Origin of the sequence: Pseudomonas sp. Mn2068 (assembly GCF_049319725.1) — a bacterium.
In the GTDB taxonomy this organism is placed as follows: Bacteria; Pseudomonadota; Gammaproteobacteria; order Pseudomonadales; family Pseudomonadaceae; genus Aquipseudomonas; species Aquipseudomonas gingeri.
Map to the genome: position 1 here is coordinate 63,231 of NZ_JBMOUG010000019.1, position 14,304 is coordinate 77,534.

General features: G+C 62.7%; 12 protein-coding genes and 1 tRNA gene. 10 read left to right on the forward strand and 3 right to left on the reverse strand.

Annotation, left to right across the window (positions count from 1 at the left end):
- Nucleotides 1–65: 65 nt before the first annotated feature.
- A tRNA-Arg gene (locus ACL9RJ_RS29605) sits at nucleotides 66–142 on the reverse strand.
- Between the two features lie 253 nt (nucleotides 143–395).
- Here ACL9RJ_RS29605 and ACL9RJ_RS29610 point away from each other — a divergent pair.
- The 4 genes from ACL9RJ_RS29610 to ACL9RJ_RS29625 all read left to right on the forward strand — a co-directional run bounded on the left by ACL9RJ_RS29610 (nucleotide 396) and on the right by ACL9RJ_RS29625 (nucleotide 5,274).
- On the forward strand, nucleotides 396–710 hold the full coding sequence (locus ACL9RJ_RS29610; RefSeq protein ID WP_177109124.1) for a RebB family R body protein: 315 nt from the start codon (nucleotides 396–398) through the stop codon (nucleotides 708–710).
- A gap of 313 nt (nucleotides 711–1,023) precedes the next feature.
- Nucleotides 1,024–2,466 carry an NADP-dependent succinate-semialdehyde dehydrogenase gene (gene gabD / locus ACL9RJ_RS29615; protein WP_177083741.1) on the forward strand — a complete coding sequence of 481 codons (1,443 nt, stop codon included), beginning with the start codon at nucleotides 1,024–1,026 and terminating at the stop codon, nucleotides 2,464–2,466.
- 183 nt (nucleotides 2,467–2,649) lie between these two features.
- On the forward strand, nucleotides 2,650–3,930 hold the full coding sequence (gene gabT / locus ACL9RJ_RS29620; protein ID WP_177083740.1) for a 4-aminobutyrate--2-oxoglutarate transaminase: 1,281 nt from the start codon (nucleotides 2,650–2,652) through the stop codon (nucleotides 3,928–3,930).
- 132 nt (nucleotides 3,931–4,062) lie between these two features.
- Nucleotides 4,063–5,274: a response regulator gene (locus ACL9RJ_RS29625; protein ID WP_177119412.1), complete on the forward strand. Its 1,212-nt coding sequence runs from the start codon at nucleotides 4,063–4,065 to the stop codon at nucleotides 5,272–5,274.
- 19 nt (nucleotides 5,275–5,293) lie between these two features.
- On the opposite strand, the gene ACL9RJ_RS29630 is transcribed toward ACL9RJ_RS29625, so the two are convergent.
- On the reverse strand, nucleotides 5,294–6,283 hold the full coding sequence (locus tag ACL9RJ_RS29630; protein WP_017124749.1) for a GGDEF domain-containing protein: 990 nt from the start codon (nucleotides 6,281–6,283) through the stop codon (nucleotides 5,294–5,296).
- 149 nt (nucleotides 6,284–6,432) lie between these two features.
- Nucleotides 6,433–7,617, reverse strand: coding sequence for a delta-9 fatty acid desaturase DesA (gene desA, locus ACL9RJ_RS29635; RefSeq protein WP_017124748.1), 1,185 nt, complete (start codon nucleotides 7,615–7,617; stop codon nucleotides 6,433–6,435).
- A gap of 167 nt (nucleotides 7,618–7,784) precedes the next feature.
- Between desA and dibA the strand changes: the two genes are divergently transcribed.
- The 6 genes from dibA to ACL9RJ_RS29665 all read left to right on the forward strand — a co-directional run bounded on the left by dibA (nucleotide 7,785) and on the right by ACL9RJ_RS29665 (nucleotide 14,192).
- Entirely contained in the window at nucleotides 7,785–9,704 is a 1,920-nt protein-coding gene (gene dibA, locus ACL9RJ_RS29640) for a phosphodiesterase DibA (RefSeq protein ID WP_017124747.1), read from the forward strand.
- Nucleotides 9,705–10,061: 357 nt separating this feature from the next.
- Complete coding sequence (oscA, locus tag ACL9RJ_RS29645) at nucleotides 10,062–10,244, forward strand: sulfur starvation response protein OscA (RefSeq protein ID WP_007945260.1); 183 nt, start codon at nucleotides 10,062–10,064, stop codon at nucleotides 10,242–10,244.
- Between the two features lie 158 nt (nucleotides 10,245–10,402).
- Complete coding sequence (locus ACL9RJ_RS29650; RefSeq protein WP_017124746.1) at nucleotides 10,403–11,413, forward strand: sulfate ABC transporter substrate-binding protein; 1,011 nt, start codon at nucleotides 10,403–10,405, stop codon at nucleotides 11,411–11,413.
- An 82-nt stretch (nucleotides 11,414–11,495) separates the two neighbouring features.
- The gene (cysT, locus tag ACL9RJ_RS29655) at nucleotides 11,496–12,314 is read left to right on the forward strand and encodes a sulfate ABC transporter permease subunit CysT (RefSeq protein WP_017124745.1); all 819 of its coding nucleotides are present in this window, start codon (nucleotides 11,496–11,498) and stop codon (nucleotides 12,312–12,314) included.
- Between the two features lie 12 nt (nucleotides 12,315–12,326).
- On the forward strand, nucleotides 12,327–13,199 hold the full coding sequence (gene cysW, locus ACL9RJ_RS29660) for a sulfate ABC transporter permease subunit CysW (RefSeq protein ID WP_177063531.1): 873 nt from the start codon (nucleotides 12,327–12,329) through the stop codon (nucleotides 13,197–13,199).
- Nucleotides 13,200–13,202: 3 nt separating this feature from the next.
- Entirely contained in the window at nucleotides 13,203–14,192 is a 990-nt protein-coding gene (locus ACL9RJ_RS29665) for a sulfate/molybdate ABC transporter ATP-binding protein (RefSeq protein WP_017124743.1), read from the forward strand.
- The last annotated feature ends 112 nt before the right edge of the window (nucleotides 14,193–14,304 follow it).

Consider the following 14,304-nt stretch of genomic DNA (forward strand, 5'->3'; position numbering starts at 1 on the left):
ATCGTGGACCAGACCCAAAAACAAAAATGCCCCGGATCAACGATCCGGGGCATTTTATTTGCAGATGGTGCACCAGGCGGGATTCGAACCCACGACCCCTGCCTTCGGAGGGCAGTACTCTATCCAGCTGAGCTACTGGTGCTTATGCGGGCGACATCATACCCATGTCGGCTCGGGGCGTCCATTCGGGTTTTGTCGGGAAATTCCCTTTGTGGGGTTTCACTTGCGTACACCCCGGCCTGTCTCGCTCCGCGCAGTCCGTCAGGCAGGCATTGACGCTCCACGGATCCGGGATCACCCTCGGGTGACGCCGGTTGCGCGTGCCGATCCGGCGCCTGGTCTTCGCTTGTCCCCCGAACCCGGCACGTATTCGTACTGACAAAGGAAGTTAAGGTATGGCTACCGTCAATGAGCAAATCACCGATGCCGTGACCCAGAGCAACGTCAAGGTCGTCGGCGAAGCCCCCGCCGCCGCGCTGGGCAATCTCTATCAAACCGCGGCCCACTCCACCGGCATCGTGTTCGAAAACGCCGTCGAGGATCAGCAACAGCAGAACGCTGAAGCCCAGGCCGCCACCAACCAGGGGGTGATGCAGATCTACAGCGAGGATACCGCCTCCGGCGCGCAGGCCACCGAGAAGGTGGCGCAAGGCGGGGTGGCGGACAATCTCACCAGCCTGCTGACGGTGCTCAATTCGTTCAAGTCCTGAGCGACGCTTGCCACTTCGCGATGTCGAACGGCATCGCGAAGCCCCAAGGTCTACGTTGATCAGAAAAACCCCGCAAACGCGGCATTTTCGTTCTTTTTTTCGAACAGACTATTGTCCTTTACCCCCATTGATCCTAGGATTCGTTTGAGATTTCAAACGCTCTTGTCTGGGTGCTGAACCGCACATCCATCTCATGTGCGCTATTTATGTGCTTCGGCCCGGTGAATGAATTTCCTGACGGCAGCCACCAAGGCGCCTTTCTACAATCAATAATTCGCTCCGCGCATGCGCGGTGCTGTTAAGGAAAGCCTACATGCAGCTCAAAGACAGCCAGTTGTTCCGCCAGCAAGCCTTTATCGATGGGGCTTGGGTCGACGCGGACAATGGTCAGACGATCAAGGTCAACAACCCGGCCACGGGCGAAATCCTGGGCACCGTGCCGAAAATGGGCGCTGCCGAAACCCGTCGCGCTATCGAAGCCGCTGACAAGGCCCTGCCGGCCTGGCGTGCCCTGACCGCCAAGGAGCGTTCGAACAAACTGCGTCGCTGGTTCGAACTGATGATCGAGAACCAGGACGACCTGGCCCGCCTGATGACCCTCGAACAAGGCAAGCCATTGGCCGAAGCCAAGGGCGAAATCGTCTATGCCGCGTCGTTCATCGAGTGGTTCGCCGAAGAAGCCAAGCGCGTTTATGGCGATGTGATCCCGGGCCACCAGCCGGACAAGCGCCTGATCGTGATCAAGCAGCCGATCGGCGTGACCGCCGCCATCACCCCGTGGAACTTCCCGGCCGCGATGATCACCCGTAAAGCCGGCCCGGCCCTGGCCGCCGGTTGCACCATGGTGCTCAAGCCCGCTTCGCAGACCCCGTTCTCGGCCTTCGCCCTGGCGGAACTGGCCCAGCGCGCCGGCATTCCGAAAGGCGTGTTCAGCGTGGTGTCCGGCAGCGCCGGCGATATCGGCAGCGAGTTGACCAGCAACCCGATCGTGCGCAAGCTGTCCTTCACCGGTTCGACCGAGATCGGTCGCCAGCTGATGGCCGAGTGCGCCAAGGACATCAAGAAAGTCTCCCTGGAACTGGGCGGCAACGCCCCGTTCATCGTGTTCGACGACGCTGACCTGGACAAGGCCGTCGAAGGCGCGATCATTTCCAAGTACCGCAACAACGGCCAGACCTGCGTCTGCGCCAACCGCCTGTACATCCAGGACGCGGTCTACGATGCTTTCGCCGAGAAGCTGAAAGTGGCCGTCGCCAAGCTCAAGATCGGCAACGGTCTGGAAGAAGGCACCACCACCGGTCCGCTGATCGACGAGAAAGCCGTGGCCAAGGTCCAGGAACATATCGCCGACGCCCTGAGCAAAGGCGCGACCCTGCTGGCCGGCGGCAAGTCCATCGAAGGCAACTTCTTCGAGCCGACCATCCTGGTCAATGTCTCCAAGGATGCCGCCGTGGCCAAGGAAGAAACCTTCGGTCCTCTGGCGCCGCTGTTCCGCTTCAAGGACGAAGCCGAAGTCATCGCGATGTCCAACGACACCGAGTTCGGCCTGGCTTCGTACTTCTATGCCCGTGACCTGGGCCGTGTGTTCCGTGTGGCCGAGGCCCTGGAATATGGCATGGTCGGCGTCAACACCGGGCTGATCTCCAACGAAGTCGCGCCGTTCGGCGGCATCAAGGCGTCGGGCCTGGGCCGTGAGGGCTCCAAGTACGGCATCGAAGACTACCTGGAAATCAAATACCTCTGCCTGGGCATCTGAGCCCGGTCGGGGATCGCTTCAAACACAAGGGGCACGAGAGCGCTGTCCCCTTGTGTGCTTCAAACGGAATTTTCTCTGTGGCCGGGAAAGCTGTGGCAGTCGATCATCGCATGCTGCCGTAGTTGCCTCCCCGCCATGCATTCCTTGAACCACGCCGCCCGATGAGCGGTGAATGAGGACACCATGAGCAAGACCAACGAATCCTTGATGCAACGCCGCCAGGCCGCTGTTCCACGCGGCGTCGGCCAGATCCACCCGATCTTCGCCGAGTCGGCGAAGAATGCCACCGTGACCGACGTCGAAGGTCGTGAGTTCATCGACTTCGCCGGCGGTATCGCCGTGCTGAACACCGGCCACGTGCATCCGAAAATCATCGCCGCCGTGACCGCGCAGCTGAACAAGCTGACCCACACCTGCTTCCAGGTCCTGGCCTACGAACCCTACGTAGAACTGTGCGAGAAAGTGAACGCCAAGGTCCCGGGTGACTTCGCCAAGAAAACCCTGCTGGTCACCACCGGTTCCGAAGCGGTCGAGAACGCCGTGAAGATCGCCCGTGCCGCTACCGGCCGTGCCGGCGTGATCGCCTTCACCGGCGCCTACCACGGTCGCACCATGATGACCCTGGGCCTGACCGGCAAAGTCGTGCCTTACTCGGCCGGCATGGGCCTGATGCCAGGCGGCATCTTCCGCGCGCTGTACCCGAACGAGCTGCACGGCGTGAGCATCGACGACTCCATCGCCAGCATCGAGCGCATCTTCAAGAACGACGCCGAGCCCCGTGATATCGCCGCGATCATCATCGAGCCGGTACAGGGCGAAGGCGGTTTCTACGTCGCGCCAAAAGAATTCATGAAGCGCCTGCGTGCCCTGTGCGACCAGCACGGCATCCTGCTGATCGCCGACGAAGTGCAGACCGGCGCCGGTCGTACCGGGACCTTCTTCGCCATGGAACAGATGGGCGTCGCGGCCGACCTGACCACCTTCGCCAAGTCCATCGCCGGTGGTTTCCCTCTGGCCGGTGTCTGCGGCAAGGCCGAATACATGGACGCCATCGCTCCAGGCGGCCTGGGCGGCACCTACGCCGGTAGCCCGATCGCTTGTGCCGCGGCCCTGGCCGTGATGGAAGTGTTCGAGGAAGAGCATCTGCTGGATCGCTGCAAAGCGGTCGGCGAGCGCCTGGTAACCGGTCTGAAGGCGATTCAGGCCAAGTACCCGGTGATCGGCGAAGTGCGTGCCCTGGGCGCGATGATCGCGGTCGAGCTGTTCGAAGGCGGCGACAGCCACAAGCCGAACGCGGCCGCTGTGGCCCAGGTCGTGGCCAAGGCCCGTGACAAGGGGCTGATCCTGCTGTCCTGCGGCACCTACGGCAACGTCCTGCGCGTGCTGGTCCCGCTGACCTCGCCGGATGAGCAACTGGACAAAGGCCTGGCGATCATCGAAGAGTGCTTCGCCGAACTCGCCTGAGTTGTGACGCGATAGACAAAAAGACCCGCTTCGGCGGGTTTTTTTGTGTCAAGGGAAGGCAATGGTGGCGTTTAGCTGTATGCCTGGGCCAGCATTGACTAAGGTGCTAGGAATGCCCTCGGAGAGTGCTTGATGACTGCTGTGGATTTACCCGCTGTACCCCGTGTGTTGATTGCCGAGGCGGATCCTTGGTCACGGGACCTGCTCAAGCAGGTGTTGCTGAACGTGCGTTGCGACGCCCGCCTGACGCTGTGTGCCGACGGCCAGGAAGCCTTGCAGTTGCTCAACGACCAACCCTTCGACCTGGTGATCGCCGACTGGGAGCTGCCCGGTATCGACGGCTTGAGCCTGCTCTACGGTATGCGCCAGAAGAAACGCCGTCCGCTGCTGCCGTTCATCCTGCTGAGTTCGCGCAGCGACATCGCCAGCGTGCGTGAAGCCGTGGCGCTGCAACCGACGGCCTACCTGACCAAACCCCTGAACATGGAAAGCCTGACCCAGCGCCTGCAGGATCTGCTGCTGGATGGCGGGCAGAGTGTGTCCTGCGAGATTCCGGCCCTGGCGCCGGGCATGGACCTGAAAACCTTCCTCGAACGCCGTCGCGAAGAATCCGAGGGCGCACCGCTGATGGCCGATGTGCAGGTCGCGGTCAAACGCAGCCTCAATCCCAATGGCCTCGACCTGAAGGTACTGGAGCAGGAAATCCGCACCGACCCGCAGATCACCGCGGTGCTGATCGCCGCCGCCAACAGCGCGGCGCAGCATCATGGCAGCACGGTGCAGACCCTGGCCCAGGCCCTCCACCGCCTGGGCGCGGCGCAAAGCATGAACCTGATCCTCGGCCTGAGCCTCAAGCGCAGCGCCAGGCTCAGCGATGCCGCGCTGGCCGACTACGCCGAGCGCTACTGGGAGTTGTCACTGCATACCGCCGAATACGGCCGGACCCTGGCGCGTCTGCTCGACCTCGACCAGGAGCGCTGTTACTGCGCGGGCCTGCTGCACCGCCTGGGCGACCTGGCGCTGCTGCGCTGCATGCAGGAATGGCAACAGGCGGGTGGCGAGCTGGATGACGAACTGATCGGCGAGTCGCTCTACGCATTCGGTGCCGGCTACGGTTCCGCGTTGCGCACCCGCTGGCGTCTGCCGCTGGAGCTGCGGGAGCTGATCGCGGCGGTCTATCAGCTCGGTGGCGGGGTGTATTCCCGCGAGGCCCTGGTGATGAACCTGTCGGCCCAGCTGGCGCGCCTGACGCCCAACGAGGGCGTCGAGGAACTGGCGAAGAGCCGCACGGCGCGACTGCTGCGGATCGGCTTGCCGGAGTTGATGCGGCTGCGCAAGAACTGAGAGCCGAAACCCCGGTTCTTCACGCCAGCACGATCTGATTCTTGCCCTGGCGCTTGGCCTGGTACATCGCGCCGTCTGCGCGGGCGAACAGGCTGTCGAGCAGTTCGTCCTCGGGGGTCAGGCTGGTCAGGCCCTGGCTGACGGTGATGCCGAACTGTTCGCCGTCATGGCTGAACGCCAGGCGCTGGATCTCCCGTTGCAGGCGCTCGGCAATCTGTCGTGCCATGTCCGGCGCGCAGCCGGGCAGCAGCGCGGCGAATTCTTCGCCGCCGATACGGCCGAACAGATCGCCGCTGCGCAATGCCGAACGGCCTGTCTCGGCGATTTTCTGCAGGACCACGTCACCTTCCGGGTGCCCGTAGGTGTCATTGATCAGCTTGAAGTCATCGATATCCAGCAGCAGGAAGGCCAGCGGCGAGTCCTGCAGGCGGGCTTGCTCGAACTCGCGGTGGGCGCATTCGAAGAAATGCCGGCGGTTGCTGCTGCGGGTCAACACGTCGGTGGTCGCCAGGCGCTGCAATTCGTCTTCCAGGGCTTTCTTTTCGGTGATGTCTTCGGCGATGCCGACCACGATCACCCGCTGCCCCGGCTCGGCATGGCGGCTGATGAAACATTTGTCGCTGAGCCAGCGGATCTCGCCGTCGGCGCTGATGATGCGGTACTCGCGATCTTCCACCGCGCCCTTTTCCAGCACTTCGGCCAGGCTGCGCTCGGCGTAGTCGAGGTCGTCGGGGTAGATGCTGTCGCGCCACTCGTTGTAGTCGGCCAGCAGCAGGCCGGCGGAACGGCCGAAGATGCGTTCGTAGGCCGGGCTGACATAGAGCATCTGCCGGGCTTCCCAGTCGAAAGCCCACAACACGGCGTTGACGCTCACCAGCAGCGAGCTGAACAGCTGTTCGCGTTCGCTCAGGCGCGCGACTTCACCTTGCGCGTGCATCAGGGCGAGCAGGGTTTCAGCGGCTTCGGGCCACTGTTGGAGGGAAGGCGGTCTCGGATTTTTATTGACCATCGGCACACATCTCACAGGGTGTGTCACGTTCGTATCAGGCGTGGCGACACCGACAACCCGCCGGGATGGCGAAGTGCATTTTGAGATAAGGGAATGGCCGCTAAGTTCCGAACGGCGCGCCTCGGGGCGAGGCGCGCCGATCAACGGTGTCAGGCGACGGATGGACGCAGCGAGTAGGTTTTCAGCTGGTTGGCGAACTCACGCAGCGACTGGATGCCGCTGGCCTCGGCTTCGTGGACCCAGTCCTTGATCGCCGCGAGCATGTCGTGGCCATTCGAGCTGGTCTTGACCCAGATCTGTTGCAGGGCCAGGCGTTTCTCGTAAATTACCTTGAGCGCCTGGCTGTGTGCCAGCATGGTTTCGATGCGCACCTGGTGTTTGTCGCTGAGCAGGCTGGTTTCCCGCGACAGCAGGCGCTTGGCCCGGTGGAACTGGTGGCGGACCGAATGATCGACCTTGGCCAGCTCCTGTTTCACCAGCGGGGCGATCACCAGCTTGCGGTACTGGGCCATGATCTGGAAGCGGTTGTTGAGGATCGCCATGGCGGTGTCCATGTCCAGGTGACCCTTGCCTTCGACCCGGTGGGCGATGGGCGCGACGCGTTGCACCCTGGCCAGGCGCAGGAAGCTGAAGACCTTGATCCACGCCCAGCCCAGGTCGAATTCCCATTTCTTGACCGAGAGCTTGGCCGAGTTGGGGTAGGTGTGGTGGTTGTTGTGCAGTTCTTCGCCGCCGATCAGGATGCCCCAGGGCACCAGGTTGGTGGCCGCGTCACGGCATTCGAAGTTGCGATAGCCGACCGCGTGGCCCAGGCCGTTGATCACGCCGGCGGCCCAGAACGGGATCCACATCATCTGGATCGCCCAGATGGTGATGCCGATGGCGCCGAACAGCAGCAGGTCGATCACCGCCATCAGGCTGATGCCGAGCATCTTGTAGCGCGAGTAGAGGTTGCGTTCGAGCCAGTCTTCCGGGCAGTTCTTGCCGTAGATGCGCAGGGTCTCGGCATTGCCGGCCTCGGCGCGGTACAGCTCGGCGCCGGTGCGCAGGACGGTGGACAGGCCAAGGATCACCGGGCTGTGGGGATCGTCGACGGTTTCACATTTTGCGTGATGTTTACGGTGGATGGCGGTCCACTCGCGGGTATTCTGGGCCGTGGTCAGCCACAGCCAGAAACGGAAGAAGTGCTTGAGGCCGGCATTCAGCTCCAGGGAGCGATGGGCCGAGTAGCGGTGCAGATAGACCGTGACGCCGACAATGGTCACGTGGGTCATCAACAGAGTGACCGCCACCAGTTGCCAGGCTGACAGGTCAAGGAAGCCGTTGTACCACATAGGCTGTATGGCCCTCGATAAAGTAAAGAACAGCCAGCGCATTATCACCGAGCCACCAGAGAAAACCAGTCGCTGTTTCAGATAAGAGTGGCCGGATGTTTCTTACTCTATAATTCCGGCCGATTTGTAGGGCAATTTGGCATTTCTAGAGGGAATTAGCATCGTTTATGGCAATTTCATACCGCAATGCTCTGAAGGCGGGCGTGTTGTACCTGCTGCTGTCGATCCTCTGGATCCAGCTCAGCCAACAGCTGTTGAGCAGTTTTTTCGATGAGCCCGAGCAATTGGCCCACTGGCAGATCATTCGCGGTTACCTGTGGGTCAGCGTCAGCGCGGTGCTGATTTTCCTGATCCATGCCCGTTACCAGCGTTTTGCCCATGCCGCCGCCGAGCGCGACTCCACGGCCGGCGACCGGGAACGCCTGCGCCAGGCCGCCGCGGTCTTCGACTGCACCCGCGAGGGCGTGCTGGTCACCGACAGGGACGGCCTGATCGTCCACGTCAACCGGGCGTTCGTCGCCATTACCGGTTACCAGGAAGCCGAGGTGCTGGGGGAGCGGCCGAACCTGTTCAAGTCCGGCCGGCATTCGGCGGACTTCTACCAGAAGGTCTACCAGGCGCTGGAAGGGAGCGGCGAGTGGAGTGGCGAGATCTGGAACCGGCGCAAGAGCGGCGAGATCTACCCGCAATGGCAGACGATCCGCGCGATCCGCGACGACCAGGGCCAGCTCAGCCACTATGTCGCGGTATTTTCCGATATCAGTGCGATCAAGGATTCCCAGTACGAATTGAGCCAGCTGGCGCACTACGACCCGCTGACCGGCCTGCCCAATCGCCTGCTGTTCTCCGACCGCGCCGCCCAGGCGCTGGCGTCGGCGCAGGTGCACAAGCGCGGCTGTGCCTTGCTGCTGATCGACCTCGACCACTTCAAGATCATCAATGACAGCCTGGGCCACAATATCGGCGACCAGTTGCTCAAGGCGGTGGGCGAGCGCCTGCAAGGCCTGTTCGGCGGCGGCATCACCCTGGCGCGGCTGGGCGGCGACGAATTCGCGGTACTGGCCGAGAACTGCCCGCAGGTGGTCCAGGCGGCGGCCCTGGCCCAGCGGGTGATCGAGGGCCTGAAGGAGCCGTTCCAGCTCGACGAGCACCAGCTGTTCATCAACGCCAGCATCGGCATCAGCCTGTTTCCCAGCGATGCGTTGAACGCCGAACAGTTGCTGCGCAATGCCGACTCGGCCCTGTTCAAGGCCAAGAGTGCCGGACGGGAAGGCTACGCCCTGTACACCGAGGAACTGACGGCCCACGCCCAGCACCGGGTGGAAATGGCCAGCGAGTTGCGTCGGGCCCTGGAACAGGACGAGCTGCGGGTCTATTACCAGCCGGTGCACGAGCTCGGCAGCAGCCGGCTGATCGGGGTCGAGGCCCTGGTGCGCTGGGAGCACCCGCAGCGCGGGCTGGTGTCGCCCGGCGAGTTCATTCCGATTGCCGAGCGCACCGGGCTGATCGCCGAGATCGATGCCTGGGTCATGGAGCAGGCCTGCCGGCAGATGTGCCAATGGCTGCGCGAGGGGGTGGCGCTGTCGTTTATCGCGGTCAACGTTTCCAGCCGGCTGTTTGCCCGTCGCGAGCTGTACCAGCAGGTGGCGAAGGTGCTGGACGACACCGGCCTGGACCCGGCGCTGCTGGAGCTGGAAGTCACGGAAAGCGCGGTGATGGAGGACCCCGAGGTGGCGCTGGAGCAGTTGCATCGCCTGCGAGAACTGGGGGTGAGCCTGGCGATCGACGATTTCGGCACCGGTTACTCTTCGTTGCTGCGGCTCAAGCGCCTGCCGGTGCAGAAACTCAAGATCGACCAGGGCTTTGTCGCCGGCTTGCCGTGGGACGAGGACGATGCGGCGATTGTCCGCGTGGTCATCGCCCTGGCGCAGAGCATGGGCATGCAGGTGCATGCCGAGGGCATCGAACAGCAGGAACAGGCGCGGTTCCTGCTCGACCAGGGTTGCGATCTGGGGCAGGGCTACTGGTTCGGTCGACCGATGCCGGCCAGGCAGCTGGATTGGCTGCGGGCGCCGGCAATCGCCTGACCGCTTGGGCCTTGCGTCGTCTGTCCGGACGTCATCGCCAGCAAGCCGGCTCCCACGGAGCAATGGTGTCTGCCACAAGTCCCGTGTGCGAGGCCACTTCCTGTAGGAGCCGGCAAGCCGGCTTCGGGGCAATGGTGTCTGCCACAGGTCCCGTGTGCGAGACCATTTCCTGTAGGAGCCGGCTTGCTGGCGATCCGACGCGCAGCGGCGGCCATTCCCGAATCCTCTGATAAAGTTTTGGTTATATTAAAATTCTTAAATAGTATTTTTAAGAATAACTTCGCCTGTCTAATATTGCCTCCACGCCATAAGCAGTCCCGCCACTGCCGGGGCAACCCTTATTTCAGGAGCACGACCATGAGCGCATCTCTGCGTAGCGTTGACGGCCAGGACGAAGCAACCATCCTGCGTGAGATCCAGAGCGCCTTGCGCGACCTGCGTTTTGGTGCGGTGGAAATCACCGTCCATAACGCTCAGGTGGTACAGATCGAACGCAAGGAAAAGTTCCGTCTGCAAAACCCCAGCAACAAACCCAGCTGAATCCCGCATCACCCTCTGAGTTCGTCAGAGGCCCGACTGGTCAACCGGAGGGCGTCATTCATGCCCCCCAGAAAAAACTGCAGCGTTCAAGCACGAATGCGGGCTTGAAGCGCCATAAGAAAAAGCCAACACACCAAAAAATTTTCGGGAGCTTCACCATGTCGTCGATTCGCCGTTACGCCCTGGCCGCGCTCGCCAGTGCCGTGTTTGCCGGTTCCGCTGTTGCCAAGGATTATGAACTGCTCAACGTGTCCTACGACCCGACCCGTGAGCTGTACCAGGACTACAACGCCGAGTTCACCAGCTTCTGGAAGCAGGCTCATCCCGGCGACAACGTGAAGATCCAGCAATCCCACGGTGGTTCCGGCAAACAGGGCCGTGCCGTGATCGACGGCCTGCGTGCCGACGTGGTGACCCTGGCCCTGGCCGGCGACATCGACGAAATCGCCAAGCTCGGCAAGACCCTGCCCGAGGACTGGCAGAAGCGCCTGCCGGACGCCAGCACTCCCTACACCTCGACCATCGTGTTCCTGGTGCGCAAGGGTAATCCCAAGGGCATCAAGGACTGGAACGACCTGATCAAGAAAGACGTCTCGGTCATCACCCCGAATCCGAAAACCTCCGGCGGCGCCCGCTGGAACTTCCTCGCCGCCTGGGCCTACGGCCTGAAAGCCGGCGGCAGCGAAGCCAAGGCCCAGGAATACGTGAAAGAACTGTTCAAGCACGTGCCGATCCTCGACACCGGCGCTCGCGGCTCGACCATCACCTTCGTCAACAACGGTCAGGGCGACGTGCTGCTGGCCTGGGAAAACGAAGCATTCCTGGCCCTCAAGGAAGACGGCGGCGCCGACAAGTTCGATATCGTCGTGCCTTCCCTGTCGATCCTCGCCGAACCGCCGGTGGCCGTGGTCGACAAGAACGCCGAGAAGAAAGGCAATACCGAGATCGCCACCGAGTACCTCAAGCACCTGTACAGCCCGGCCGGCCAGGAAATCGCCGCGAAGAACTTCTACCGTCCACGTGACGAGAAGGTCGCCGCCAAGTACGAGAAGCAATTCCCGAAACTCGACCTGGTGACCATCGACAAGGACTTTGGCGGCTGGAAATCGGCGCAACCGAAATTCTTCAATGACGGTGGCGTGTTCGACCAGATCTACCAGGCCCAGTAACTGAAACGGTAACCTACAGTAAGCCAAGCTCGGAGCCCCGGATTTCATTCGGGGCTTTTGTGCGTCACAACCAAGGACTTTTATGTCACGTCGTATCTCCCCCGTCATACCCGGCTTCGGGCTGACGCTGGGCTACACCTTGGTGTACCTCAGCCTGATTGTGCTCATACCGCTGGCGGCGATGTTCGTGCACGCCGCCCAACTCACCTGGGAGCAGTTCTGGGCGATCATTTCGGCGCCCCGGGTGGTCGCGGCGCTGAAGCTGAGCTTCGGCACCGCGCTGTATGCGGCAATCATCAACGGCATTATCGGTACGTTGCTGGCCTGGGTGCTGGTGCGCTACACCTTCCCGGGACGCAAGATCATCGATGCGATGATCGACCTGCCGTTCGCCCTGCCCACCGCCGTCGCCGGCATCGCCCTGACCGCGCTGTACACGCCGACCGGCCTGGTCGGGCAGTTCGCCGCCGACCTGGGCTTCAAGATCGCCTACACCCCGCTGGGCATCACCCTCGCACTGACCTTCGTGACCCTGCCGTTCGTGGTCCGCACGGTGCAGCCGGTGCTCGCCGACATTCCCCGTGAAGTCGAGGAAGCCGCGGCCTGCCTGGGCGCCAAGCCCTTGCAGGTGTTCCGCCACATCCTCGTACCGGCGCTGCTGCCCGCCTGGCTGACCGGCTTCGCCCTGGCCTTTGCCCGTGGCGTCGGCGAGTACGGCTCGGTGATCTTCATCGCCGGCAACATGCCGATGAAGACCGAGATCCTGCCGCTGCTGATCATGGTCAAGCTCGACCAGTACGACTACACCGGCGCGACCTCCATCGGCGTGATGATGCTGGTGGTTTCCTTTGTCCTGTTGCTGCTGATCAACTTGCTGCAGCGGCGTATCGAAACCCCATAAGGAGGCGCGAACATGTCCCAATCGTCCATAAGCGCCGCTTCCTCGGCCAACGCTGCCCGCCGCGGCAGTGCCGTCTCGCGACGGCTCCTGATCGGCCTCGGCTGGCTGATCTTCGCGCTGTTCCTGCTGTTGCCGCTGTTTATCGTGGTGTCCCAGGGCCTCAAGCTCGGCCTCGGCGCGTTCTTCACCGCGATCTTCGAGCCGGACGCACTGTCGGCGCTGAAACTGACGGTGATCGCCGTGCTGATCTCGGTGCCGCTGAACCTGGTGTTCGGTGTCAGCGCCGCCTGGTGCGTGAGCAAGTACAGCTTTCGCGGCAAGAGCATGCTGGTCACGCTGATCGACCTGCCGTTCTCGGTCTCGCCGGTGATCGCCGGTCTCGTCTACGTGCTGATGTTCGGCGCCCAGGGCCTGTTCGGCCCCTGGCTGGCGGACCACGATATCCAGATCGTCTTCGCCTTGCCGGGCATCGTCCTGGCGACGATCTTCGTCACCGTGCCCTTCGTCGCCCGTGAACTGATCCCGCTGATGCAGGAGCAGGGCACCCAGGAAGAAGAGGCGGCGCGACTGCTGGGCGCCAACGGCTGGCAGATGTTCTGGCATGTCACCGTGCCGAACATCAAGTGGGGCCTGATCTACGGCGTGGTGCTCTGCACGGCGCGGGCGATGGGCGAGTTTGGCGCGGTGTCGGTGGTTTCCGGGCACATTCGCGGGGTGACCAACACCCTGCCGCTGCACGTCGAGATCCTCTACAACGAATACAACCACGTGGCCGCGTTCGCCGTGGCGAGCCTGTTGCTGATCCTGGCGCTCTTCATCCTGCTGCTCAAGCAGTGGAGCGAAAACCGAATCAACCGCCTGCGCGCCAGCGCCGCGGAGGAATAAGTCATGTCGATCGAAGTCCGTAATGTCAGCAAGAACTTCAACGCCTTCAAGGCCCTGAACAGCATCAACCTGGACATCCAGAGCGGCGAGCTGGTGGCGTTGCTCGGCCCGTCCGGCTGCGGCAAGACCACCCTGCTGCGGATCATCGCCGGTCTGGAAACCCCGGATGACGGCAGCATCGTGTTCCACGGCGAAGACGTGTCCGGTCACGACGTGCGCGATCGCAACGTCGGTTTCGTGTTCCAGCACTACGCGCTGTTCCGCCATATGACCGTGTTCGACAACGTTGCCTTCGGCCTGCGCATGAAGCCGAAGAACCAGCGCCCGAGCGAAAGCCAGATCGCGACCAAGGTCCATGAACTGCTGAACATGGTGCAGCTGGACTGGCTGTCCGACCGTTATCCGGAACAGCTGTCCGGCGGCCAGCGCCAGCGCATTGCCCTGGCCCGGGCCCTGGCGGTGGAACCCAAGGTGCTGCTGCTGGACGAGCCGTTCGGGGCCCTGGATGCCAAGGTGCGCAAGGAGCTGCGGCGCTGGCTGGCGCGCCTGCATGAAGATATCAACCTGACCTCGGTGTTCGTGACCCACGACCAGGAAGAAGCGATGGAAGTCGCCGACCGCATCGTGGTGATGAACAAGGGCGTGATCGAGCAGATCGGCTCACCGGGCGAGGTCTACGAGAACCCGGCCAGCGATTTCGTCTACCACTTCCTCGGCGACTCCAACCGCCTGCACCTGGGGGAGGACAACCATGTGCTGTTCCGTCCCCACGAGGTGTCGTTGTCGCGCCACGAACTGGAAGACCACCATGCGGCCGAAGTGCGCGATATCCGTCCGCTGGGCGCGACCACTCGGGTGACGCTGAAGGTCGAGGGCCAGAGCGAACTGATCGAGGCTGAAGTGGTGAAGGACCACGACAGCCTGATCGGCCTGGCGCGGGGCGAGACGCTGTTCTTCAAGCCCAAGGTCTGGCAGAAACTGGCCAATATCTGAAGCTGGCGGCGCTTGTGCTGGCCTCTGAATGCCGCCCAGACCAAGCCCGCTCCCACAATGTCCATGTCGTACCTGAGTCTTGTGTACGACCGAGAACCCGTGGGAGCGGGCT